Origin of the sequence: Streptomyces sp. XM83C, from assembly GCF_023072675.1 — a bacterium.
GTDB lineage: Bacteria > Actinomycetota > Actinomycetes > Streptomycetales > Streptomycetaceae > Streptomyces > Streptomyces thermocoprophilus.
In genome coordinates this window covers 1-22,435 of sequence record NZ_JALLGL010000071.1, presented here as the reverse complement: position 1 = coordinate 22,435, position 22,435 = coordinate 1, and the positions used below count along the sequence as shown (strand labels likewise).

The 22,435-nt window shown below is 70.5% G+C and carries 23 protein-coding genes and 1 pseudogene; 16 read left to right on the top strand and 8 right to left on the bottom strand.

Annotated elements, in window-relative coordinates; translation table 11 throughout:
• Positions 1-2: 2 nt before the first annotated feature.
• Complete coding sequence (locus tag MTQ10_RS11080) at positions 3-776, bottom strand: rhomboid-like protein (protein ID WP_247465387.1); 774 nt, start codon at positions 774-776, stop codon at positions 3-5.
• A 181-nt stretch (positions 777-957) separates the two neighbouring features.
• Here MTQ10_RS11080 and MTQ10_RS11075 point away from each other — a divergent pair, with 181 nt between their 5' ends.
• The 4 genes from MTQ10_RS11075 (at position 958) to MTQ10_RS11060 (ending at position 7,666) form a co-directional block, all read left to right on the top strand.
• A complete protein-coding gene (locus MTQ10_RS11075) occupies positions 958-1,635 on the top strand; it encodes a spermidine synthase (protein ID WP_247465383.1) in 678 nt (225 codons plus the stop codon).
• A gap of 113 nt (positions 1,636-1,748) precedes the next feature.
• Entirely contained in the window at positions 1,749-2,486 is a 738-nt protein-coding gene (locus MTQ10_RS11070; protein WP_247465379.1) for a response regulator transcription factor, read from the top strand.
• Entirely contained in the window at positions 2,483-3,589 is a 1,107-nt protein-coding gene (locus MTQ10_RS11065) for a HAMP domain-containing sensor histidine kinase (protein WP_247465376.1), read from the top strand. The genes MTQ10_RS11070 and MTQ10_RS11065 overlap by 4 nt, the downstream gene beginning before the upstream one ends.
• Positions 3,590-3,880: 291 nt before the next feature.
• Positions 3,881-7,666 carry a multifunctional oxoglutarate decarboxylase/oxoglutarate dehydrogenase thiamine pyrophosphate-binding subunit/dihydrolipoyllysine-residue succinyltransferase subunit gene (locus tag MTQ10_RS11060; RefSeq protein WP_247465373.1) on the top strand — a complete coding sequence of 1,262 codons (3,786 nt, stop codon included), beginning with the start codon at positions 3,881-3,883 and terminating at the stop codon, positions 7,664-7,666.
• 270 nt (positions 7,667-7,936) lie between these two features.
• Here MTQ10_RS11060 and MTQ10_RS11055 read toward each other — a convergent pair whose 3' ends face one another.
• Positions 7,937-8,116 (bottom strand): DUF6104 family protein, encoded by a 180-nt coding sequence (locus MTQ10_RS11055; RefSeq protein WP_003992906.1) that lies wholly within the window; start codon positions 8,114-8,116, stop codon positions 7,937-7,939.
• A 280-nt stretch (positions 8,117-8,396) separates the two neighbouring features.
• On the opposite strand from MTQ10_RS11055, the gene MTQ10_RS11050 reads away from it, so the two are divergent.
• Both MTQ10_RS11050 and MTQ10_RS11045 read left to right on the top strand, forming a co-directional pair.
• On the top strand, positions 8,397-9,344 hold the full coding sequence (locus MTQ10_RS11050) for a DUF4097 family beta strand repeat-containing protein (protein ID WP_247465370.1): 948 nt from the start codon (positions 8,397-8,399) through the stop codon (positions 9,342-9,344).
• Position 9,345: 1 nt separating this feature from the next.
• Positions 9,346-10,344, top strand: coding sequence for a PadR family transcriptional regulator (locus MTQ10_RS11045; protein ID WP_247465368.1), 999 nt, complete (start codon positions 9,346-9,348; stop codon positions 10,342-10,344).
• Between the two features lie 12 nt (positions 10,345-10,356).
• Here the strand turns inward: MTQ10_RS11045 and MTQ10_RS11040 are convergent, their stop codons facing one another.
• From MTQ10_RS11040 to MTQ10_RS11025, 4 genes are all read right to left on the bottom strand, one after another.
• Complete coding sequence (locus MTQ10_RS11040; protein ID WP_247465365.1) at positions 10,357-10,920, bottom strand: Clp protease N-terminal domain-containing protein; 564 nt, start codon at positions 10,918-10,920, stop codon at positions 10,357-10,359.
• On the bottom strand, positions 10,920-11,129 hold the full coding sequence (locus MTQ10_RS11035; protein WP_247465362.1) for a helix-turn-helix domain-containing protein: 210 nt from the start codon (positions 11,127-11,129) through the stop codon (positions 10,920-10,922). The genes MTQ10_RS11040 and MTQ10_RS11035 overlap by 1 nt, the downstream gene beginning before the upstream one ends.
• A 106-nt stretch (positions 11,130-11,235) precedes the next feature.
• Positions 11,236-12,201: a zinc-binding dehydrogenase gene (locus MTQ10_RS11030; RefSeq protein WP_247465359.1), complete on the bottom strand. Its 966-nt coding sequence runs from the start codon at positions 12,199-12,201 to the stop codon at positions 11,236-11,238.
• 868 nt (positions 12,202-13,069) lie between these two features.
• Positions 13,070-14,293 (bottom strand): NAD(P)-dependent malic enzyme, encoded by a 1,224-nt coding sequence (locus MTQ10_RS11025; protein ID WP_247465356.1) that lies wholly within the window; start codon positions 14,291-14,293, stop codon positions 13,070-13,072.
• 582 nt (positions 14,294-14,875) lie between these two features.
• Between MTQ10_RS11025 and MTQ10_RS11020 the strand changes: the two genes are divergently transcribed.
• From MTQ10_RS11020 to MTQ10_RS11000, 5 genes and pseudogenes are all read left to right on the top strand, one after another.
• The gene (locus tag MTQ10_RS11020; RefSeq protein WP_247465354.1) at positions 14,876-15,838 is read left to right on the top strand and encodes an ABC transporter substrate-binding protein; all 963 of its coding nucleotides are present in this window, start codon (positions 14,876-14,878) and stop codon (positions 15,836-15,838) included.
• 34 nt (positions 15,839-15,872) lie between these two features.
• On the top strand, positions 15,873-16,802 hold the full coding sequence (locus MTQ10_RS11015) for an amino acid ABC transporter permease (protein WP_247465351.1): 930 nt from the start codon (positions 15,873-15,875) through the stop codon (positions 16,800-16,802).
• Entirely contained in the window at positions 16,799-17,599 is an 801-nt protein-coding gene (locus MTQ10_RS11010; protein WP_282612043.1) for an amino acid ABC transporter ATP-binding protein, read from the top strand. The genes MTQ10_RS11015 and MTQ10_RS11010 overlap by 4 nt, the downstream gene beginning before the upstream one ends.
• Positions 17,600-17,691: 92 nt before the next feature.
• Positions 17,692-17,954, top strand: a pseudogene (locus MTQ10_RS11005) (lipid II flippase MurJ); the annotation flags it as partial.
• 67 nt (positions 17,955-18,021) lie between these two features.
• Positions 18,022-18,327 (top strand): hypothetical protein, encoded by a 306-nt coding sequence (locus MTQ10_RS11000; protein ID WP_247465399.1) that lies wholly within the window; start codon positions 18,022-18,024, stop codon positions 18,325-18,327.
• Positions 18,328-18,361: 34 nt separating this feature from the next.
• Here the strand turns inward: MTQ10_RS11000 and MTQ10_RS10995 are convergent, their stop codons facing one another.
• Positions 18,362-19,138: a class I SAM-dependent methyltransferase gene (locus MTQ10_RS10995; RefSeq protein ID WP_247465349.1), complete on the bottom strand. Its 777-nt coding sequence runs from the start codon at positions 19,136-19,138 to the stop codon at positions 18,362-18,364.
• 212 nt (positions 19,139-19,350) lie between these two features.
• Between MTQ10_RS10995 and MTQ10_RS10990 the strand changes: the two genes are divergently transcribed.
• The gene (locus MTQ10_RS10990; RefSeq protein WP_247465346.1) at positions 19,351-19,983 is read left to right on the top strand and encodes a CGNR zinc finger domain-containing protein; all 633 of its coding nucleotides are present in this window, start codon (positions 19,351-19,353) and stop codon (positions 19,981-19,983) included.
• Here MTQ10_RS10990 and sodX read toward each other — a convergent pair.
• Entirely contained in the window at positions 19,884-20,321 is a 438-nt protein-coding gene (sodX, locus tag MTQ10_RS10985) for a nickel-type superoxide dismutase maturation protease (protein WP_247465342.1), read from the bottom strand. The two genes, MTQ10_RS10990 and sodX, sit on opposite strands and share 100 nt — an antisense overlap.
• 144 nt (positions 20,322-20,465) lie before the next feature.
• Here sodX and sodN point away from each other — a divergent pair, with 144 nt between their 5' ends.
• From sodN to MTQ10_RS10965, 4 genes are all read left to right on the top strand, one after another.
• A complete protein-coding gene (gene sodN / locus MTQ10_RS10980) occupies positions 20,466-20,861 on the top strand; it encodes a superoxide dismutase, Ni (protein WP_110630477.1) in 396 nt (131 codons plus the stop codon).
• Positions 20,862-21,033: 172 nt separating this feature from the next.
• On the top strand, positions 21,034-21,381 hold the full coding sequence (locus MTQ10_RS10975; RefSeq protein ID WP_247465395.1) for a helix-turn-helix transcriptional regulator: 348 nt from the start codon (positions 21,034-21,036) through the stop codon (positions 21,379-21,381).
• Positions 21,382-21,391: 10 nt separating this feature from the next.
• Positions 21,392-21,808, top strand: coding sequence for a VOC family protein (locus MTQ10_RS10970; protein WP_247465339.1), 417 nt, complete (start codon positions 21,392-21,394; stop codon positions 21,806-21,808).
• A 40-nt stretch (positions 21,809-21,848) separates the two neighbouring features.
• Entirely contained in the window at positions 21,849-22,307 is a 459-nt protein-coding gene (locus MTQ10_RS10965) for a hypothetical protein (RefSeq protein WP_247465334.1), read from the top strand.
• Positions 22,308-22,435: the final 128 nt, after the last annotated feature.

The window sequence follows — 22,435 nt, the reverse complement described above, 5'->3', positions numbered from 1 at the left end:
GGTTACGGGGCGGGGCGTGGGCGGCGGAGGTGGGGCCAGAGGGTGATGCCGATGGCCAGGGCGATGGCGTGGCCCCAGCTGGTCAGGGGGTCCGTGTAGGACAGCAGACCCTCGCCCGTCACGCCTGCGAAGAACAGCAGCAGCGCCCGCCGCGGCCACGGCGTGAGCAGTCCCGCCAGCGCCCCCGCCGCCGCGGCCACGCCGAAGCTGATGCCGTAGTCCAGCCGGTGCAGGGAGCTGTCGGGCAGCTGCCCGGCGAGGACGGCGAGCCCGACCGGCACCTCGGTGGCGAGCGTGGCCAGCACATGCCCGGTGAGGAAGACGCCGGCGGCCCGCAGTGTGCCCGCCTTGCGTTCCAGCGCGCCGAGGACGATCACGAAGAGCAGCGCGTACGGCGACAGGACGCCGCCCGCCACCCACAGCGCGCTCGCGAACAGCACCGTCACGGGCGTCACCATCAGGTGGGCCACATCGGTGCTGGAGGCCCGGTGGAGGGCGTCCACGAGACCGGGATCGGCGTACCGCTCGACCAGCGAGGTCACGGCGAGGACGGCGCCGTAGGCGAGGGTGAAGGGGATGCCGGTCCGGGCCCGGGTGGGCACCCCGGTCGCCGGCGGTGCCGGACACGCCGGGGGCGCGGGGGCGGCCCGCACCGGCCCCCGTTGCCGGGGGATGCCGTCCAGCAGGCCCGGCGCGGTCTCCGGTGCCGGGCCGGCCGGTGTCGAAGCCGGCTCCGTCGCCGGGGCGGCCGTACCGCCCGGAGCTGTGCGGTCCACGGTGAGCCGCTCCTTCCGTCCCGTCCCACCCAACGACCCCACCGGCCCCACTGTCTGTGACCTGCGCCACATGGCCGGGGATTCTCAGGAACCTCCCATACGGCTCCCGCCCGTCCCCCGCTCGACGCCCCGCACGTTTAATTCCGTCGGCCGGCCGTCGGCCGGGTGTCAGGATGGCGCCATGTCCACCTCGTACGACATTCCCGTAGTCCTGGACCGTCGTGAGGGCCCGTGGGGGGAGGTCGTGCTGCGGCGTCACGGCACGCTGCTGCAGATCATCGCCAATGGCTGTTTCCTGATGGACACCTCCGACGGCCGTTCCGAAAGACGCCTGGTCGACGCGGCTCTGGAGGCGCTCGACGACCGCCCGGCACCCCGCGTACTGATCGGCGGACTGGGGGTCGGGTTCTCGCTGGCGCATGCAGCCGCGAATTCACGCTGGGGCCGCATCACCGTGGTGGAGCGGGAGCCCGCCGTCATCGACTGGCATCACACCGGCCCTCTCTCCGAACTGACCGGCGAGGCGCTCACCGACCCGCGCACCGAGATCCTGGAGGCCGACCTCGTGGAGTACGTGCATGAGACATGCGACACGTACGACGCGCTGTGCCTGGACATCGACAACGGCCCCGACTGGACCGTCACCGAGGACAACGGCGGCCTCTACGACCTGCGCGGACTGGCAAGCTGCGCAAGGGTGTTGACGCCCGGTGGGGTGCTCGCGGTGTGGTCGGCGCAGCCGTCCCTGGAATTTGAACAAACCTTGCGGAATGTCGGCTTCCGTCAGGTGCGTACGGAAGAGATCCCCGTTGCCCGAGGCGTGCCCGACGTCGTGCACATCGGCGTCCGGGCCGGATAGCAATGCCGTGGTGACTCCCCGTACGCTGCTTCTCTGACGCGGATCATTCAAGCGTCAATCGCAGTCAAGGAATCACCCCACGGGTTCCGGAAAGCACACATCAGGGGCGGGCGATGGAGCAGACACACACCTCCCACACCACGACGACGGCAACCCCCGGCGCACAGCGCCGGGTGCTCGTCGTCGAGGACGACCAGACGATCGTCGACGCCATCGCGGCCCGCCTGCGTGCCGAGGGATTCCTCGTGCAGACCGCGGGCGACGGTCCGGCGGCCGTCGACACCGCCGAGGCCTGGCAACCGGATCTGCTGATCCTGGACGTCATGCTGCCCGGCTTCGACGGCCTCGAGGTCTGCCGGCGCGTACAGGCCCAGCGGCCGGTGCCGGTGCTGATGCTCACCGCGCGCGACGACGAGACCGACATGCTGGTGGGCCTCGGAGTCGGCGCCGACGACTACATGACCAAGCCGTTCTCCATGCGGGAGCTGGCGGCACGTGTGCATGTGCTGCTGCGCCGCGTGGAGCGGGCGGCGCTGGCCGCGGCGACACCGCGCTCGGGCATCCTGCGCCTCGGCGAACTGGAGATCGACCACGCGCAGCGCCGGGTGCGGGTGAAGTCGGAGGACGTCCATCTGACGCCCACCGAGTTCGACCTGCTGGTGTGCCTGGCCAACACGCCGCGCGCGGTGCTCTCCCGTGAGCAGCTGCTGGCGGAGGTGTGGGACTGGGCGGACGCCTCGGGCACCCGTACCGTCGACAGCCACATCAAGGCGCTGCGCCGGAAGATCGGCGCGGAGCGGATCCGTACCGTGCACGGTGTGGGGTACGCGCTGGAGACCCCGGCGCCGTGAGCGGCGGGCCCGCGCCACGGGGCGGTCCCGGGGAGCCCTGGGGCAGCGTGCGCCCGTTCTCGATCAAGACGAAGCTGGTCGTCCTCGTCGTCGTCTCGGTGCTGATCACCACCGGTCTGTCGATGATCGCGGTGCACACCAACACCGAGCTGCGCTTCATCATGGTCTTCTCCATGGTGGCGACGCTGCTGATCACGCAGTTCGTGGCGCATTCGCTGACGAATCCGCTGGACGAGATGAACACGGTCGCCCGCTCGATCGCGCACGGCGACTACACCCGCCGGGTGCGGGAGAACCGCCGGGACGAGCTGGGTGATCTGGCCCAGACGATCAACGCGATGGCGGACGAGCTGGAGGCGCAGGACCGGCAGCGCAAGGAGCTGGTGGCGAACGTCTCGCACGAGCTGCGCACCCCGATCGCGGGTCTGCGGGCGGTGCTGGAGAACGTGGTCGACGGGATCGCCGAGGCGGACCCGGAGACGATGCGCACGGCGCTGAAGCAGACCGAGCGGCTGGGCCGGCTGGTGGAGACGCTGCTGGACCTGTCCCGGCTGGACAACGGGGTGGTGCCGCTGAGGAAGCGGCGTTTCGAGGTGTGGCCGTATCTGTCGGGCGTCCTCAAGGAGGCCCAGATGGTCGCGTCGGCGCGCGGCGGCATGGCCTCCGGCTCCGGCAGTCACACCCGTACGGACGTCCATCTGCGGCTGGACGTGGATCCGCTGGACCTGACCGCGTACGCCGATCCGGAGCGGATCCACCAGGTCGTGGCGAATCTCATCGACAACGCGGTCAAGCACAGCCCGCCGCACGGCCGGGTGACGGTGCGGGCGCGGTGCGGTGACGGGCCGCGGTCGCTGCGGCTGGAGGTCCTCGACGAGGGGCCGGGCATTCCGAAGTCCCAGTGGCACCGCGTGTTCGAGCGGTTCAACCGTGGGGTCGTGGCCCGTCCGCACGGTCCGGGCAGCGACGGCGGCACCGGGCTGGGGCTGGCGATCGCGCGCTGGGCGGTGGATCTGCACGGCGGGCGGATCGGCGTGGCCGAAAGCGATCGGGGTTGCCGGATTCTTGTCACCCTTCCGGGAGAGACATCCCCGTCGCATTGACGTAGGGTCCGGACCGGAGCCCCAAGATCCACTGGCGTCCGGTCCGGCCGGCCCGTGCGATCGGGCACAGGCCCGTACGCAGTGCGTGCAGGGCCTGTGTCGCCGTATCCCGAGGCCGGCGCTCCACACCGGAACCACGCTTGTTTCCCGCCATTTCCAGCGGCGAAACCCACCCCGCGATGTGACTTACGCGACGATCAACCGGCCCGACCTGACCTTCCCCCTCCGGGAGGCGTAGCCTTTATTCCCGCTGTCCATCACCTTGTGAAGCGGAAGAGGGCGGTTGCCGCCGTGTCGCCACAGTCCCCCAGTAACTCGAGCGCCCCTGCGACCGACGCGGACCAAGCGGGCAAGAACCCCGCTGCCGCGTTCGGTGCCAACGAGTGGCTCGTCGACGAGATCTATCAGCAGTACCTCCAGGACCCGAATTCGGTAGACCGCGCCTGGTGGGACTTCTTCGCCGATTACAAGCCGGGTGCCCCGGCTGCGGCGGGTACTGCGGCCGCGGGGGCCGCAGAGACCACCTCCCAGACGCCCCAGGTGCCGGCCCCGCAGGCCGCCCCGGCCGCTCCGGCGCAACCCGCCGCTCCGGCCGCCGCCGCGCCCGCGCCGGCCGCGAAGCCCGCCGCCGCCCCGGCCCAGCCGGCGCGTCCCGCACAGGCGCCCGCTCAGCCGAAGGCGAAGGCGGAGCCCGCCGGGGAGGCCCCGGCCGGCCCCGAGCTGGTGACGCTGCGCGGCCCGTCCGCCGCGGTCGCCAAGAACATGGACGCCTCGCTGGAGATGCCGACCGCCACCTCGGTGCGCGCGGTCCCGGTGAAGCTGCTGTTCGACAACCGCATCGTCATCAACAACCACCTCAAGCGCGCCCGCGGCGGGAAGATCTCCTTCACGCACCTCATCGGGTACGCGATGGTGCAGGCCATCAAGGCCATGCCGTCGATGAACTGGTCGTACCAGCTCAAGGACGGCAAGCCCACCCTGGTCAAGCCGGAGCACGTCAACCTCGGTCTCGCGATCGACCTGGTCAAGCCGAACGGCGACCGCCAGCTCGTCGTCGCGGCGATCAAGAAGGCCGAGACGCTGAACTTCTTCGAGTTCTGGCAGGCCTACGAGGACATCGTCCGTCGCGCCCGCGACAACAAGCTGACGATGGACGACTTCACCGGTGTCACCGTCTCTCTGACCAACCCGGGCGGCCTCGGCACCGTGCACTCCGTGCCGCGGCTGATGCCCGGCCAGTCGGTGATCATGGGCGTCGGCTCCATGGACTACCCGGCGGAGTTCCAGGGCACCAGCCAGGACACCCTGAACAAGCTCGGCATCTCGAAGGTCATGACGCTCACGTCGACCTACGACCACCGGGTCATCCAGGGCGCCGCCTCCGGCGAGTTCCTGCGCCAGGTCGCCAACCTGCTGCTCGGCGAGAACGGCTTCTACGACGAGATCTTCGAGGCGCTGCGCATCCCCTACGAGCCGGTCCGCTGGCTCAAGGACATCGACGCCTCCCACGACGACGACGTCACCAAGGCCGCCCGTGTCTTCGAGCTGATCCACTCCTACCGGGTCCGCGGCCACGTCATGGCCGACACCGACCCGCTGGAGTACAAGCAGCGCAAGCACCCCGACCTGGACATCGTCGAGCACGGCCTCACCCTGTGGGACCTGGAGCGCGAGTTCGCCGTCGGCGGCTTCGCCGGCAAGTCGATGATGAAGCTGCGCGACATCCTCGGCGTGCTGCGCGACTCGTACTGCCGCACCACCGGCATCGAGTTCATGCACATCCAGGACCCGAAGCAGCGCAAGTGGATCCAGGACCGCGTGGAGCGCCCGCACTCCAAGATGGAGCGCGAGGAGCAGCTGCGGATCCTGCGCCGCCTGAACGCGGCCGAAGCGTTCGAGACGTTCCTGCAGACGAAGTACGTCGGCCAGAAGCGGTTCTCGCTGGAGGGCGGCGAGTCCGTCATCCCGCTGCTCGACGCGGTGATCGACTCCGCGGCCGAGTCCCGTCTGGACGAGGTCGTCATCGGCATGGCCCACCGCGGCCGTCTCAACGTGCTCGCGAACATCGTCGGCAAGTCGTACGCGCAGATCTTCCGCGAGTTCGAGGGCAACCTCGACCCGAAGTCGATGCACGGCTCCGGCGACGTGAAGTACCACCTGGGCGCCGAGGGCACCTTCACCGGCCTGGACGGCGAGCAGATCAAGGTCTCCCTGGTCGCCAACCCCTCCCACCTGGAGGCGGTCGACCCGGTCCTGGAAGGCGTCGCCCGCGCCAAGCAGGACATCATCAACAAGGGCGGTACGGACTTCACGGTCCTGCCGGTGGCGATCCACGGCGACGCGGCCTTCGCGGGCCAGGGCGTGGTGGCCGAGACCCTGAACATGTCGCAGCTGCGCGGCTACCGCACCGGCGGCACGGTCCACATCGTCATCAACAACCAGGTCGGCTTCACCGCGGCCCCCGAGTCCTCGCGTTCCTCGATGTACGCGACGGACGTGGCCCGCATGATCGAGGCGCCGATCTTCCACGTGAACGGCGACGACCCGGAGGCCGTGGTCCGCGTCGCGCGGCTCGCCTTCGAGTTCCGTCAGGCGTTCAACAAGGACGTGGTGATCGACCTCATCTGCTACCGCCGCCGCGGTCACAACGAGTCGGACAACCCGGCCTTCACGCAGCCGCTGATGTACGACCTGATCGACAAGAAGCGCTCGGTGCGCAAGCTGTACACCGAGTCCCTGATCGGTCGCGGCGACATCACCCTGGAAGAGGCCGAGCAGGCGCTGCAGGACTACCAGGGCCAGCTGGAGAAGGTCTTCACCGAGGTCCGCGAGGCCACCTCGCAGCCGGTGCCCGGCGACGTCCAGGCCCCGCAGGACGGCTTCCCGGTCGCGGTGCCGACCGCGGTCTCCTCGGAGGTCGTCAAGCGGATCGCCGAGTCCCAGGTCAACATCCCCGACAACATCACCGTGCACCCGCGTCTGCTGCCGCAGTTGCAGCGCCGCGCGGCGATGGTCGAGGACGGCACGATCGACTGGGGCATGGGCGAGACCCTGGCCTTCGGTTCGCTGCTGCTGGAGGGTGTGCCGGTCCGCCTGGCCGGCCAGGACTCCCAGCGCGGCACCTTCGGCCAGCGGCACGCGGTGATCATCGACCGCAACACCGGCGAGGAGTACACGCCGCTCCAGTACCTCTCCGAGGACCAGGCGCGGCTCAACGTGTACAACTCCCTGCTGTCCGAGTACGCGGCCATGGGCTTCGAGTACGGCTACTCGCTGGCCCGCCCGGACGCGCTCGTGCTGTGGGAGGCCCAGTTCGGTGACTTCGTCAACGGCGCGCAGACCGTCGTCGACGAGTTCATCTCCTCCGCCGAGCAGAAGTGGGGCCAGACCTCCGGCGTCGTCCTGCTGCTGCCGCACGGCTACGAGGGCCAGGGCCCGGACCACTCCTCGGCCCGCCCGGAGCGGTTCCTTCAGCTGTGCGCGCAGAACAACATGACGGTGGCCATGCCGACCTCGCCGTCGAACTACTTCCACCTCCTGCGGTGGCAGGTGCACAACCCGCACCACAAGCCGCTGGTCGTCTTCACCCCGAAGTCGATGCTGCGTCTGAAGGCCGCCGCGTCGAAGGCGGAGGAGTTCACGAGCGGCCAGTTCCGCCCGGTCATCGGCGACAGCACGGTCGACCCGGCCGCGGTGCGCAAGGTCGTCTTCTGCGCCGGCAAGGTCTACTACGACCTGGAGGCGGAGCGGAAGAAGCGCGGTGTGACCGACACAGCGATCATCCGTATCGAGCGGCTGTACCCGCTGCCGGGTGCCGAGCTCCAGGCGGAGATCAAGAAGTACCCGAACGCCGAGAAGTACCTGTGGGCCCAGGAGGAGCCGGCGAACCAGGGTGCGTGGCCGTTCATCGCGCTCAACCTGATCGACCACCTGGACCTGGCGGTCGGCGCGGACATCCCGCCGGGCGAGCGGCTGCGCCGCATCTCCCGCCCGCACTCCTCGTCCCCGGCCGTGGGTTCCGCGAAGCGGCACCAGGCCGAGCAGGAGCAGCTGGTCCGTGAGGTGTTCGAGGCGTAGGCCTCACCAGCGGTACGCGAAGGGCCCGTCCCGGGGTCGTGAGACCTGGGGACGGGCCCTTCGGTGTGCGTGGTGCGGGTGATACGGCGCTACGGGGCCGTGCGCGGCGTACGGGCCCTCGACGGGCGTACGGGGCGGGGCGGGCCTGCGTACGGCGGCGCGGGCGCCCTTGAGGCCCTGGGGGCCCCTGAGGCCCTTGAGGCCGTGGAGGCCCGGGGATGGCCCGGGCGCCCGCCTGCGGGCGGCGGGAGCGTCACGGTCCCGGCCGGGCTACTCGTCGTCCTCGTCGTCGAGCCGGGCCAGCCAGGTCGCCAGCCGTTCGACGGGCACCTCGAAGTCCGGGTTCAGGTCGACGAACGTGCGCAGTTGCTCGGCGAGCCACTCGAAGGTGACCTCCTCCTCGCCGCGCCGCTTCTCCAGTTCCTCGATGCCTCGGTCGGTGAAGTACAACTCTCGCTCCTGCGTACGGACGGGACCGGCCAGGCCCCTGGGGTCTGTTCCCCAGGGTATGCCGAGTGCGACCGGCCGATCCCCGGCGTCCGGGGCCTGCCGGGGCGCCGTCCCGTCCGCCCGCTGCGCGTCGCCGGATCACCGGATCGAGTGGCCCGCCCACCCCTTGACTTCCCCTGTCCGCGATATATCGTGAAGAGCAGAAGACGCGATATGGCGTGTCGTGGCGTGCCCGTCGGTCCCGTGGGGGGGCGGCCGGCCGGTCGAGGAGGTCTGCACCATGTCCGAGTGGTCCGTCGCCGAACCGAGCAAGCTCACGTTCGACGAGCCGGTGCGCGCCCTGCATGTGCGCATCGTCAACGGCACGGTCAACGTGGTCGGCAGAACCGGCGGCCCGGCCCGTCTGGAGGTCTCCCGGCTGGAAGGCCCGCCCCTGATCGTGACGCACGAGGACGGCACGCTGACGGTGGCCTACGAGGACCTGCCCTGGAAGGGCTTCCTGAAGTGGCTCGACCGCAAGGGCTGGCGGCGCAGCGCGGTCGTCTCCCTCGCCGTGCCGTCCGGCACCCGGGTGGAGGTGGGGGTGGTCAGCGCCACCGCCATGGTCTCCGGCATCGACGGCCCGACCGACGTCAAGGGTGTCTCCGGCGACACGACGCTGGTGCGGCTGGGCGGCCCGGTCCGCGCCGACACCGTCTCGGGCAGTGTGGAGGCGCAGGCCCTCAGCGGCGATCTGCGGTTCAACTCCGTCTCCGGCGACCTGACCATGGTGGACGGCGCCGGGCCGGGTGTACGGGCGGACTCGGTGAGCGGCTCGATGATCGTCGACCTGGACCCGGCGGGCGGCCCCACCGACGTCGCCCTGACCAGCGTGTCCGGTGAGATCGCGATCAGGCTGCCGCACCCGGCGGACACCCGGGTGGAGGCGAACACGGCGAGCGGGACGGTCACCAACGCGTTCGAGGACCTCCGGGTGGGCGGCCAGTGGGGCGCCAAGCGGATCACGGGCCGGCTCGGCACGGGCAGCGGGCGGCTGAAGGCGACGACCGTCTCCGGCTCGATCGCCCTGCTGCGCCGCCCGCCGCTGGACGGCGGACCGTGGGAGACGCCACCGCCCGGCGGCCCCGCGGCAGGAGCACCCGCGGCGGCGGGGGACAATTCCGTCTCCGGCCGGGACGAGGGCGCGTCCGCCCCGGCCGACGGCACGACCGACAAGAAGGTGCTCTGACATGCCCCCCGTCTTCGCCCACGGCCGCCTCCGTCTCTACCTGCTGAAGCTTCTGGACGAGGCGCCGCGCCACGGCTACGAGGTGATCCGCCTCCTGGAGGAGCGTTTCCAGGGGCTGTACGCGCCCTCGGCGGGCACCGTGTATCCGCGTCTGGCCAAACTGGAAGCGGAGGGTCTGGTCACCCACACCACCGAGGGCGGCCGGAAGGTGTACTCGATCACGGACGCGGGCCGCGCCGAACTCGCCGACCGCAGCGGTGAACTGGCCGATCTGGAACTGGAGATCCGCGAGTCCGTCGCCGAACTCGCCGCCGAGATCCGGGCGGACGTCCGCGGCGCCGCCGGTGATCTGCGGCGCGAGATGCGCGCCGCGGCCGGCAAGGCCCGCACCGCCGGGACCGAATTCGGGGAGTACGACGACAAGGAAGCCTGGCGTGTCGCGAAGGAGGAGATGCGCCGCGCCAAGCAGGAGTGGAAGGAGCAGGCCCGGCGGGCCAAGGACGAGAGCCGCCGCGCCCGCGAGGAGGCCCAGCGGGCCCGCCGACAGGCCAAGGAGGCGCAGGAGCGCGCCCGGGCGCAGGCCCAGGAGGAGCTACAGCGCATAGCGCGCCGGGTGCAGGAGCAGGTGCAGGACCATTTCGCGCGCGGCGACTGGCCCACGGGCCTGAAGGAGGGCCTGGCCGAACTGGCCAAGGAGTTCACGGAGTTCGGCAAGGACTTCGGCCGCGACCGCAGTGGTCACACCGAGCACGCGACGGCACCCGAGTACACGTACCCGTCGGAGGAGTTCCCCGTCGCATACGAACCGGCCTGGGCCCATGAGTCCCCCACCGGGGATCCGGCCCGCGATCTGGACCGGCTGCTGGACCGGTTCCGGGACGACATCCGGGATGCGGCCCGCGACCACGGCGTCACGGCCGACCAGCTGCGTGACGCCCGCCGCCATCTGTCGACGGCCGCCGCCCACATCGGCGCGCTGCTGCGCACCCGGCAGCCGTGAGCGAGGGCCGGTTCAGCCGGCCTTCGCCTCTCCCCCGCCGTACAGCACGCGGCACACCGACTCGTACGTCACCCCGTGGTCGGCGAGGACCTCGCCGGCGACGCCGGGCAGCACGGTGAGGGCGAGCAGCAGATGCTCGTCGCCGATGTGCCGGTCGCGGCGGGCGAGCGCCATCCTCAGCGACTTCTCCAGCACGGTCTTGGCCTCCCTGCCGAAGGACGGCCGGCGCGACACCCTGGACCACCAGCCGCGGTCGCCGGACATCGCCCCGACGCCGTGCGCCTCCTCCACCCGGGCGACGATCGCCTCCACGTCGATTCCCAGCCCGGCGAGGGCCTCCGTCTCGGCCTGGGACAGCCCGGCCCGCCTGCGCGCGTCCCGCAGCGCCCGCCGTACCTCCTCCCGGTGCCCGGTGGCCCCCAGGGCGGTCAACGCGAAGGACGCCCGGCTCGCCTCCCGGTCCATCAGCGCGAGCAGCAGATGATCCGCCCCCACGACCCGGGTGCCGTCGCTCTCCGCATGCGCGCACGCCTCCGTGACGACAGCGCGGGCCTGTTCCGTGAACCGCTCGAACATCAACGCCTCCCGTACTTCTTGTGCACGGCCTGCCTGCTGACACCCAGCTCGGCCGCGATCTCCTGCCACGACCAGCCCTGATTGCGCGCGCTGCGCACCTGCACCGCCTCCAGCTGCTCGAGCAGCCGACGCAAGGCGGCAACGGCACGCAGCCCGACCCGCGGGTCGCGATCACCGGCGCGCTCGGCGAGATTCGTCGCCTCAGTCATGATGTCAACATAGGTTGACATCAACCCTCTGTCAACCCAAGTTGACGAACAGGTCGCACGAAAAGGCGGGCCCGCGAAGGGCCCGCCCCGGTACCGACGCCGTCCCTCAGGCGTTACGCAGAACGATCTTCCCGAACAGCTCGCCGGAGGCCATCCGCTCGAAGCCCTCCCGCGCCCGGTCCATCGGCAGTACGTCGTCGATGACCGGCCGCACCCCGGTGGCCGCGCAGAACGCCAGCAGATCCTCCAGCTCGTCCTTGGTGCCCATGGTCGACCCGACGACCTTCAGCTCCAGGAAGAAGATCCTCGTGAGTTCGGCGTGCGAGGGCCGGTCGCCGCTGGTGGCGCCGGAGATGACCAGCGTGCCGCCGGGCCGCAGCGACTTCACCGAGTGCGACCAGGTCGCCGCGCCCACGGTCTCGATCACCGCGTCGACCCGCTGCGGCAGCCGGGCGCCCGGCTCCACGGCCTCGACGGCGCCCAGTTCGACGGCCCGCTTCCGCTTGGCCTCGTCACGGCTGGTGGCGAACACCCGCAGCCCGGCGGCCTTGCCCAGCACGATCGCCGCCGTGGCGACACCGCCGCCGGCGCCTTGCACCAGCACCGAATCCCCGGGGCGGACACCGGCGTTGGTGAACAGCATCCGGTACGCCGTCAGCCAGGCGGTCGGCAGACAGGCGGCCTCCTCGAACGACAGCTCCTTCGGCTTGGGCAGGATGTTCCACGTGGGCACGGCGACCTGCTCGGCGAACGTGCCCTGGTAACGCTCGGTCAGGATCGACCGGGGCTCGCGGGGGCCGACGCCGTGACCGCTCTGGCCGATCACGGAGTGCAGGACGACCTCGTTGCCGTCCTCGTCGACGCCGGCGGCGTCACAGCCGAGGATCATCGGCAGCCGGTCCTCCGGGAGGCCGACGCCACGCAGGGACCACAGGTCGTGGTGGTTGAGGGAAGCGGCCTTCACATCGACGACGCTCCATCCCTCACGGGCCTGCGGGGCGGGGCGATCCCCCAACTCCAGACCGTTCAGCGGCTGGTCACGGTCGATACGGGCGGCGTAGACGGCAAACATGCAGCCGACGATAGGCGTACGCCCCCGCCGAAGGAACCAACAGCCACTGTGACACACGCCCTGTTGCCCACCGCATGCAGCGCCCCGGCGTCACCCGGCCCGGGTGAGGGCTACGTCGGCATGCGCCCCCCGGCCCTCGCCGCTGCCGGGTGGGCAAACCGCCCTGCGCCCCGACCGCTCGCACCGGGGTCGGCCCGTGGACCTCGGCCGTCGGCGGCCCGCAGCCGCCCGCGGCGGGAAGGGGGCGTGCCGGGGGGTGCCCGCCCGCAGCGTGCGGCGAAAACTCCCGGCACGAACCTGAGGCACAGAGCGCCGCACCGAGGACGGACACCCCCCGGCACGCACCCGACCCACCCACCGCCAGCAGGCGCAACCGCAACCACGCACCCACAGCCACAGACACAGGCCGCCGCAGGCACTCAGGGGCGCGGGGAACCGCGCAAGAACCCCCCACCGGCCCGCAGGTGGACCCGATGGCCCCGCCGAAACAGGGGCGCGGGGAACTGCGCGACCAGCCCCACCGGCCCGCGGGGAAAATGGGCGCGGGGAACTGCGCGAGAACCCCCACCGGCCCGCAGGTGACCCCAGCGGCGCGGGGAACTGCGCGAAGCGCCACCCACCGGCCCGCAGGTGGAAACGGTGGCCCAGCCAAAACAAGGGCCGCGGGCCACTGCGCGAGAACCCCCACCGGCCCACAGGTGAAAAACGATGCCCCAGGCACCCAACAGGGCCGCGGGGAACTGCGCGAAAAAGGCATACGCACCCCACCCCACCTCACCCACCCGGCGCAACCGAAAGGTAAAGATTTCGGCCCCGCCCTCACATCCCGGGCGGGGCCGAAAAACTCACGCCGACACCAGCGCCAGCGTCACCGTCGAGCAACCCCCTCGGCCCGAGCAGCCGCAGCCACCGCCGCGGTCACGGCCGGAGCGACCCGCTCGTCGAACGGCGACGGAATCACATAGTCGGCGGCGAGGTCGTCCCCGACGACCGAAGCCAGCGCCTCGGCCGCCGCGATCTTCATCCCCTCCGTGATCCGCGTGGCCCGCACCTGTAGCGCCCCGGCGAAGATCCCGGGGAAGGCCAGCACGTTGTTGATCTGGTTGGGGAAGTCGGACCGCCCGGTCGCGACGACGGCCGCGTACTTGTGGGCGATCTCGGGATGCACCTCCGGGTTCGGGTTGGCCATGGCGAACACGAACGCGCCCTCGGCCATCGAGGCGACGGCGGATTCCGCGACCGTGCCGCCGGAGACGCCGATGAAGACGTCGGCCCCGGCCAGCGCCTCCTCCAGGGTGCCGCTGATCCCGGCCTTGTTGGTGAAGGCGGCCAGCTCCCGCTTGACGTCGGTGAGGTCGCCGCGGTCGGCGGAGACGATGCCCTTGCGGTCGGCGACGGCGACGTCCCCGATCCCGGCCTCGACCAGCATCTTCGCGATGGCGACGCCCGCGGCGCCGGCGCCGGAGATGACGGCGCGGAGCTGGGAGATCTCCCGCCCGCTGAGCCGCGCGGCGTTCCGCAGGGCGGCCAGGGTCACGACGGCGGTGCCGTGCTGGTCGTCGTGGAAGACGGGGATGTCGAGGCGTTCCTGGAGCTTGCGTTCGATCTCGAAGCAGCGGGGCGCGGAGATGTCCTCCAGGTTGATGCCGCCGAACGAGGGAGCGAGACGCACCACGGTCTCGACGATCTCGTCGGCGTCGGTGCAGTTCAGCGCGATCGGGACGGCGTCGACGCCGCCGAACTGCTTGAAGAGGATGGCCTTGCCCTCCATGACGGGGAGGGAGGCCTCGGGGCCGATGTCGCCGAGGCCCAGGACGGCCGTGCCGTCGGTGACGACGGCGACGACGGACGACTTCCAGGTGTAGTCGTTGACGAGGTCCGGCTGTTCCGCGATCGCGGTGCACACGCGAGCGACGCCGGGGGTGTACGCGAGGGACAGGTCGTCCTTGTCACGGACGGGCACGGTGGCCTGCACGGCCATCTTGCCGCCGCGGTGCAGGGCGAACACGGGGTCGAAGGAATCGAGGGGCTCCGCACCGCCCTCCAGATCCGTTTTGTCCTCGCTGCGAGAGTTGACGATCTCCGCTGCCACTTGTCTTTACCCCTTAATTGTTCATTGTTTGAGGGTTTGGTACCGCCCCTGGTGAGGGGCGGGCGGGCACCGCGTACGACCCGGTTTCGCGATGAGCACGGATCGCACGCGACGGACGCGCCGCACACGCGTCCTGAGCCCCGGATGAGGGGTGTAAAGAACCTTCTTACCTGACGGAAGGGGCCGCCGACGAGTCCATAACGTGAAGGTCACACGTCAGCGCCATGACGTGAGATCACTCATGACGGGCTGTCCGGACAACCCCTGGACAAGTCCGCGATCACCACTCAAGCATTCGATCAAGGTCGATCGCATCCGACCGCATCCCGAGACAGGCCGAAGATCTTCCGGTCAAAAGCCCAGCTCACCGCAGAACATGCGGTCGTGATGTACCGGAGTGATGGGGTTCGGGTGAGTCCCGTTATCCGATTTTGACATTGCGAGTCACCTGAATGCGCGAGTCCGAATGGCAAGATGCCGTAATCACACGAGGTCGCGACACCCGAAGGTGTGTGTTCTCGTCGACCCATCGGCACTGCCGAGACACCATCGGCACTCCACCCATCCGCCGGAGGAACCACCATGACCGCAAGCTCCACCCGTCGTACGACCGCAGCGCGCTCCCGGCTGGCAGCGGTCGGCTCGATCGCGGTCGCAGGCGCTCTGCTTCTCACCGGCTGCGGTGACCAGACGGACAGCGGCAACGACAGCGGCTCGGACACCGCCTCGTCCAGCGCCCCCCTGGCCGACAAGCTCCCGGCGGACATCCGCAAGGCCGGCGTGATCAAGGTGGGCTCCGACATCGCGTACCCGCCGGTCGAGTTCATGCAGAGCGGCAAGGCCACCGGTATCGACCCGGACATCGCCGACGCCCTCGGCAAGCAGCTGGGCGTGAAGTTCGACTTCCAGAACGGCAAGTTCGACCAGCTCATCGTCGGCCTGCAGTCGAACCGGTTCAACGTCATCATGTCGGCGATGAACGACACGAAGGACCGCCAGGAGGGCGTCGACTCCGACACCGGCAAGAAGGTCGGCAAGGGTCTGGACTTCGTCGACTACTTCACCGCGGGCACCTCGATCCTCGTCCAGAAGGGCAACCCGAAGGGCATCAAGTCCCTCGACGACCTGTGCGGCAAGGTCGTCGCCCTGCAGAAGGGCACCACGTCCGAGGGCATCGCCAAGGCCCAGAGCGAGAAGTGCACCAAGGACGGCAAGAAGGCCATCGAGCTGCAGACCTTCGACACCGACCCGGAGGCGCTGCTCCGCCTGAAGCAGGGCGCGTCGGTCGCCGACCTCAACGACTTCCCGGTCGCGGCGTACAACGCGAAGACCTCCGGCGGCGGCAACGACTTCGAGGTCGTCGGCGAGCAGGTCGAGGCCGGCCCGTACGGCATCGGCGTCAGCAAGGAGAACACCCAGCTGCGTGACGCCATCAAGGAGGCCCTGGACGCCATCATCAAGAACGGCGAGTACCAGAAGATCCTGGAGAAGTGGAACGTCACGGACGGTGGCGTGACCGAGGCGAAGATCAACGGCGGTTCCTGACCTGCCTCGCGCGTTTCACTGAAAGGCAGTCACTGTGACTGACACTGTCGACAAGGCTCCGGCACCGTCGGTGCCGCCGGAGCAGATCAAGGCGATCCCGGTCCGCCACTACGGCCGCTGGGTGGCGGGCGCCGCGGTCATCGCGATCGTCGTGCTGATCGTCATCGCCTTCTCCAACGCCAACATCAACTACGACATCATCCCGGACTACGTCACCGACGCGACGATCCTGTCGGGTGCGTGGCACACGCTGTACATCTCGGTGCTCGCGATGCTGCTCGGCCTCGTGCTGGGCGTGATCCTCGCCGTGATGCGGATGTCGTCGAACCCCGTCACCAGCACGGTCGCCTGGTTCTACGTGTGGTTCTTCCGCGGCACGCCGGTCCTGGTCCAGCTGCTGCTCTGGTACAACCTCTCCCTCGTGTTCCCCGTGCTGAACCTGGGGTTCTACAAGGACGAGATGAACCAGGTCATGACGCCGTTCCTGGCGGCGCTGCTGGGTCTCGGCCTGAACGAGGCCGCGTACATGTCGGAGATCGTGCGCGCGGGCATCCAGTCGGTCGACGTCGGCCAGACCGAGGCCTCGCACGCGCTCGGCATGACGCAGGGCAAGACCCTGCGCCGGGTGATCCTCCCGCAGGCGATGCGGGTGATCGTGCCGCCGACCGGCAACGAGTTCATCAACATGCTGAAGACCTCGTCGCTGGCGTACGCGGTGCAGTTCAACGAACTGATCAAACGGGCCCAGGACGTCTCCAGCACCTCGCTGGCGGTCGTGGAGATGTACTTCGTCGCGTCGATCTGGTACCTGCTCCTCACCAGCGTCTTCAGCGTCGGCCAGTACTACCTGGAGCGTCGTTACGCCCGGGGCTCCACGCACAGCCTGCCGCCGACACCGTTGCAGCGCCTGCGCAAGAACCTCCGCGCGTTCACGTCGTTCCGCCGCCCGGAGGTGACCCGATGACCGACATCGTCAAGGACATGGCCAAGAGCGCCGGCGGTCACCCGATGGTCCGCGCCGAGGGCGTGCACAAGTCCTTCGGTCTCGCCCACATCCTCAAGGGCATCGACCTGGAGGTGAACCCGCGTGAGGTGTTCTGCCTGATCGGCCCGTCCGGTTCCGGCAAGTCCACCTTCCTGCGGTGCATCAACCACCTGGAGAAGATCAGCGCCGGCCGGCTGTGGGTCGACGGCGAGCTGGTCGGCTACCGGCAGAAGGGCGACAAGCTCTACGAGCTGAAGGAGAAGGAGGTCGCGGCGCAGCGGCGGGACATCGGCATGGTGTTCCAGCGCTTCAACCTCTTCCCGCACATGACGGCTCTGGAGAACGTCATGGAGGCGCCGGTCCAGGTCAAGCGGGAGTCGAAGGCCGTGGCCCGGGAGCGCGCGCAGCGCCTGCTGGACCGTGTGGGTCTGGGCGACCGCACGGGCCACTACCCGGCGCAGCTCTCCGGCGGTCAGCAGCAGCGTGTCGCGATCGCGCGGGCGCTGGCGATGGAGCCGAAGCTGATGCTGTTCGACGAGCCGACGTCGGCGCTCGACCCGGAGCTGGTGGGCGAGGTGCTGGACGTGATGCGGGACCTCGCCGAGTCCGGCATGACGATGATCGTCGTGACGCACGAGATGGGCTTCGCGCGTGAGGTCGGCGACAGCCTGGTGTTCATGGACGGCGGTGTGGTGGTCGAGGCCGGTCATCCGCGCGAGGTGCTGACGAACCCGCAGCACGAGCGCACCAAGTCGTTCCTGTCGAAGGTGCTCTGACCGCACCGGCAGCGCAGCGCGAGGCGGGCCCTCTCCGGTACTCCCGGAGGGGGCCCGCCCTTGTGTGATCGGTGTGCTCGGCGCGGTGACCAGCGCCCCCGCAGCCCCGAACACCCGTGCTCCGCAGCGCAGTTCGCCGGAGGGCGGGCTTCTGGTCGTCCGCGCTGATGGCGGCGGGGACCGTCGTCTCCCGGATCACGGGGTTCCTGCGCACGCTCGTGATGGCCGCGGCGATCGGCGTGAGCACGCTCAACGACACGTACCAGGTCGCCAGAACACCCTGCCGACGATGATCTATGTCCTGGTCGGCGGGGGCGCGCTGAACGCGGTGTCCGTTCCGCACCTGGTGCGGGCCCGTCTGGACCCGGCGGGGGTCTCCCCGGAGGGGGTGCGGCTGCTGGGCGTGCCGGCGCGCTGCGTGGGTGGCGGGCATCTCGGCCTCGTACGGGCCGGCGTTCGCGGTGGGGGTCGTGGTGGCGTGGCGGCGGCTGCGCGGGCGGCTCGGCGGTGATCTGGACGGGGCGCGGGTGCGTCGTACATATGTCCGGTTGTGTACGGCGCCGGGGGTGGCCGCGGCGGCCGACTGGGCGGTGGCGGCCGTGCTGCTGGGACGGCTGGGCGGCGTCGGCCGGGGGCGGGGCGCTGTTCACGGTGGTGTTCGTGGGGGTGGCCCGGCGCTGCGGGTGGAGGAGCTGCGGTCGGTGACGGGGCTGCTGCGCCGCCGCTGAGGCCGCCGTGCGCCCCGCGTGCCGTCCTGCGGGGCTATTTGAGCGCGAGGAGGAGGGTGTCCGACGGGGACGCCCACACCGGGCGGGCCTCGGCGAAGCCCTTCTCGCGCAGCACGCGCGCGTGCCAGGCGGCGGAGGGCATCTCGCCGTCGGCGTGGGCGCCGTAGATCTCGAAGCGGCGGGAGGTGGGTGCGGCGAGGACGGGGTCCTGGGCGGCGAGCGCCCACCAGTCGGCCCAGTCGAGGGCGCCGTCGCGCATGGCCTGATCGCGGCGGGCGCGGTCGCCGATCGCCACGGCGGCGTTGATCCGGGGGGTGGTGTCGTCGATCATGTGGTCGGCGTTGAGGAAGACACCGCCATGGCGGACGAGGTCCGCGATCTGTCCGTAGAGGCCCGTCAGCGGGCCCTTGCGCAGCCAGTGGAGGGCCGTGGCGGTGAGGACGGCGTCGTACGTGTCGTACGGCAGCCTGCTCGGCCAGTCCGGGTCGGTGAGGTCGGCCTCGACGAGGGTGACGCGGTCGTCGCCGGCGAAGGTGCCGCGGGCGATGGTGAGCAGGGCGGGGTCGAGGTCGACGCCGGTGCTGACGGCGTCGGGGAAGCGGTCGAGCAGGCGGGCGGTGATGCTGCCGGTGCCGCAGGCGAGGTCGAGGACGCGCGGTTCGGAACCGACGAAGGTCTCGACGGTGTCGAGCATGATGCGGAAGCGGTCCTCCCGGTCGGGCATGTACCACTCCTGCTGCCGGTCCCAGCTGCGCTGCCAGGCGGCCCAGTCGGTGGTGGTGCCGGGTGCGGTGGTGTCGCTGTCCGCCATGGAACTCCTCCTGACGTGGACGGCCCGCGCGGGAATGCGGGCATCGCGGGAAGCACCTGGGTCGCGGGCCCGGCGGGAACCCCGGGCGGTGTCCCGGTCGACGCCCGCACGGCACGGTCCGCATCACCCGGCCGAGTAATACCCTGAAAGCACGACCAGCTGTTACCGACCGCCCGCACGACGACGATAGAGCGCCTCCGTAAGGACTACAAGTGGAACTGGCCTATTACTCGGATTACGCCGTCCGGCTCGTCAACAGCGAGGAACCGAGCCGGGGGACGGACGCCCTGACCTCGGTCGAGGCCGTCCGTGAGCTGTTCGGCGCCAACGCCTCGGCGGCCCGCCGCGCCACGGACGCGGACGTGACCCGGTTCCGCTCGGTCCGCGCTCGGCTGCGCGCGGTGTTCCAGGCCGCCGACGAGGGCGACGAGGCCCGCGCGGTGGACCTGCTCAACGCGCTGCTGCTGGAGTTCCCGGTCAGTCCGCAGATCTCCGGGCACGACCACCGCGACGACGACGGCCGCCCGCTGTGGCACATGCATCTCGCGGACCACCCCTCCAACGCGACCGCGGGCTACGCGGCCATCGCGGCGATGGGCCTCGCCTTCCATCTCACCGAGTACGGCGTGGACCGGCTCGGCCTGTGCGAGGCGGCACCGTGCCGCAACGCCTACCTGGACACCTCCACCAACCGCTCCCGGCGGTACTGCTCCGACCGCTGCGCCACCCGCGCCAACGTGGCCGCCTACCGGGCCCGCAAACGCCTGGAGGCCGCCGACCGGTCCGCGAGGACCGGCCTGGCCGCGGAGAACGCCCAGCGCAGCACGGCCAGCGGGGAGCGCTGACCGGGCTTGGCCGGCCGGTACCGGAAGCGGACCCGGCCGAGGACCAGTTCCTCGGGCACGACGCCGTAGTCGGTGCTGTCGCCGCCGGCCCAGGGGTTGTCGCCGAGCACCCACCAGCCGCCCTCGCGCAGCTCCACGGCCCGCTTCACGATCAGCAGGTCCTGCTGGAAGGGGTGGCGCAGGACGATGACGTCACCGGGCCTGATCCGGGCGCCGTACTGCACCAGCAGCCGGTCCCCGTGGTACAGCGTGGGGACCATCGACGGCCCGGTCACCTCGGCCAGCCCGAAGGGCAGTACGGCCCTGCTCCGCTCGGTCTCCTGCGACAGCTCCGGCATCCCCGGCACCTCCCGGTCCGTTCCTCCACCAGTCTCAGTCTCACCCTGGACTTTTGTCCTAAGCCCAAGGGGGCACTCGCGAAAACCCGTCCCGCAGGGAGTAATGTCCCACCTGAGAAGACGATCACGAGGAAGGAATGCTCCATGCTTTCCCGCCTGTTTGCCCCCAAGGTCAAGGTCAGCGCACACTGCGACCTGCCCTGCGGTGTGTACGACCCGGCCCAGGCCCGCATCGAGGCGGAGTCCGTGAAGGCCGTCCAGGAGAAGATGGCCGCCAACGACGACCCGCACTTCCAGGCTCGTGCCACGGTCATCAAGGAGCAGCGCGCCGAGCTGGCGAAGCACCACGTCTCCGTGCTCTGGAGCGACTACTTCAAGGCCCCGCACTTCGAGAAGTACCCGCAGCTGCACCAGCTGGTCAACGACACCCTGAAGGCCCTGTCGGCCGCCAAGGCCTCCACGGACCCGAAGACGGGTGAGAAGGCCCTGGAGCTGATCGCCGAGATCGACAAGATCTTCTGGGAGACCAAGAAGGCTTGATCCTCGCGCCTTCTCGGGCGGTCCCGCGATCGGTGCACCATCGCAAGCCGCCCGTTCCCCGGGCAGGGGCCCCGCCGCACGACGGCGGGGCCCTTTTCCGTGCTCGTGTCATTCTGAGGGGGTGACGACCACCACCGAGGATCTGGTTCGGCTGCGGAGGGCCCGGGACCGGATGGACCGCGAGTACGCCGAGCCGCTGGACATCGCCACGCTGGCCCGGACGGCGCTGATGTCCCCCGGCCACTTCCAGCGCAGCTTCCGCGAGGCCTACGGCGAGACACCGTACGGCTATCTCATGACCCGGCGTATCGAGCGCGCCAAGACGCTGCTGCGGCGCGGCGATCTGACGGTGACCGAGGTGTGCCTCGCCGTCGGCTGCACCTCGCTCGGCTCGTTCAGCTCCCGCTTCACGGAGCTGGTCGGGGAGACCCCGAGCGCCTACCGGGCCCGTTCGCACGCCGCGAGCGAGCACGTCCCGCCCTGCGTGGCGCGCCGGTTGACGCGCCCACGCCGCCGGTAGGTTCCCCGCCATGGACGTGAAACTGAAGCAGTGCTTCATCGCCGTCGACGACTTCGACAAGGCGCTCGCCTTCTATGTGGAGGCGCTGGGTCTGGAGGTCCGCAACGACGTGTCCTTCGAGGACATGCGCTGGGTGACCGTGGCGTCGCCGCTCCAGCCGGACGTGGAGATCGTGCTGGAGCCGCCGGGCGCCGACCCCGACCTCTCCCCCGCCGACCGTGAGGCCATGGCGCGACTGCTGGCGAAGGGCGTGCTGCGCGGGGTGAACTTCAGCACCGCGGACTGCGACGCGCTCTACCGGCGCGTGCAGGAGGCCGGCTGGGACGTGCTGCAGGAGCCGATGGACCAGCCGTGGGGAGTCCGGGACTGCGCGATCCGGGACCCCTCGGGCAACCTGCTGCGGTTCTCGGAACGCCGCGACGGCTGACAGCGAGGGGCGGGCGGCCACCGGCCGTACGCTCACCCCCATGACCCAATCCGTGCTGTGGACCTACGCGTTCACCGACCGCCCGAGGGATCGGTTCGCCGCCGCCCACTCCTTCTGGACGGCGGTCACCGGCACCCGGCTGCCGGAACCGCGCGGCGATCACGGCGAGTCCGTCGCACCGCTGCCGTCCGGCACGGACGCCTGCGTGAAGGTGCAGGGCTTCGCGGAGGGCGACGGCAGCGCCCATCACGAGCTGTGCGGGAGGGGCGCACCGAAACTGGTCGCGGCGGCCGGCCGATGGCCGCGAGCCCGCACGGCCGGTTGTGGACGCCCTTCCACGGGACGCCGGATCCGGCAGGCCTGTCAGCGAAACGCCGGTGCGGCACATGCCGGTCGCTGCCGGACACGCCGCCGCCCGGCTCGGTCCGGCGTCCGGTCCGGCAGCGGAGGCCACCCACTCGCCGGCCGCGTCACCGACGTCCCGGGGCAGCACACCTAGGTGTTCTGTCCACGGAGGTTGGTGACAGCGATCACTGACGTGTGATCTTGAAATGGGTGAGGGCCCTCTGGCTCGGTGTGGATTGCGAGATCTGCACCGGCGACCAGAAAGGCCCTCGTGCCCCACCG

Excerpts from the sequence above, each read along its gene's own strand:
- MTQ10_RS11070 (WP_247465379.1), top strand. The coding sequence starts at position 1,749 with ATGGAGCAGACACACACCTCCCACACCACGACGACGGCAACCCCCGGC.
- MTQ10_RS11040 (WP_247465365.1), bottom strand. The coding sequence starts at position 10,920 with ATGTTCGAGCGGTTCACGGAACAGGCCCGCGCTGTCGTCACGGAGGCG.
- MTQ10_RS11035 (WP_247465362.1), bottom strand. The coding sequence starts at position 11,129 with ATGACTGAGGCGACGAATCTCGCCGAGCGCGCCGGTGATCGCGACCCG.
- MTQ10_RS11050 (WP_247465370.1), top strand. The coding sequence starts at position 8,397 with ATGTCCGAGTGGTCCGTCGCCGAACCGAGCAAGCTCACGTTCGACGAG.
- MTQ10_RS10970 (WP_247465339.1), top strand. The coding sequence starts at position 21,392 with ATGGACGTGAAACTGAAGCAGTGCTTCATCGCCGTCGACGACTTCGAC.
- MTQ10_RS10995 (WP_247465349.1), bottom strand. The coding sequence starts at position 19,138 with ATGGCGGACAGCGACACCACCGCACCCGGCACCACCACCGACTGGGCC.
- sodN (WP_110630477.1), top strand. The coding sequence starts at position 20,466 with ATGCTTTCCCGCCTGTTTGCCCCCAAGGTCAAGGTCAGCGCACACTGC.
- MTQ10_RS11010 (WP_282612043.1), top strand. The coding sequence starts at position 16,799 with ATGACCGACATCGTCAAGGACATGGCCAAGAGCGCCGGCGGTCACCCG.
- sodX (WP_247465342.1), bottom strand. The coding sequence starts at position 20,321 with ATGCCGGAGCTGTCGCAGGAGACCGAGCGGAGCAGGGCCGTACTGCCC.
- MTQ10_RS10975 (WP_247465395.1), top strand. The coding sequence starts at position 21,034 with ATGGACCGCGAGTACGCCGAGCCGCTGGACATCGCCACGCTGGCCCGG.
- MTQ10_RS11020 (WP_247465354.1), top strand. The coding sequence starts at position 14,876 with ATGACCGCAAGCTCCACCCGTCGTACGACCGCAGCGCGCTCCCGGCTG.
- MTQ10_RS11030 (WP_247465359.1), bottom strand. The coding sequence starts at position 12,201 with ATGTTTGCCGTCTACGCCGCCCGTATCGACCGTGACCAGCCGCTGAAC.
- MTQ10_RS10965 (WP_247465334.1), top strand. The coding sequence starts at position 21,849 with ATGACCCAATCCGTGCTGTGGACCTACGCGTTCACCGACCGCCCGAGG.
- MTQ10_RS11075 (WP_247465383.1), top strand. The coding sequence starts at position 958 with ATGTCCACCTCGTACGACATTCCCGTAGTCCTGGACCGTCGTGAGGGC.
- MTQ10_RS11045 (WP_247465368.1), top strand. The coding sequence starts at position 9,346 with ATGCCCCCCGTCTTCGCCCACGGCCGCCTCCGTCTCTACCTGCTGAAG.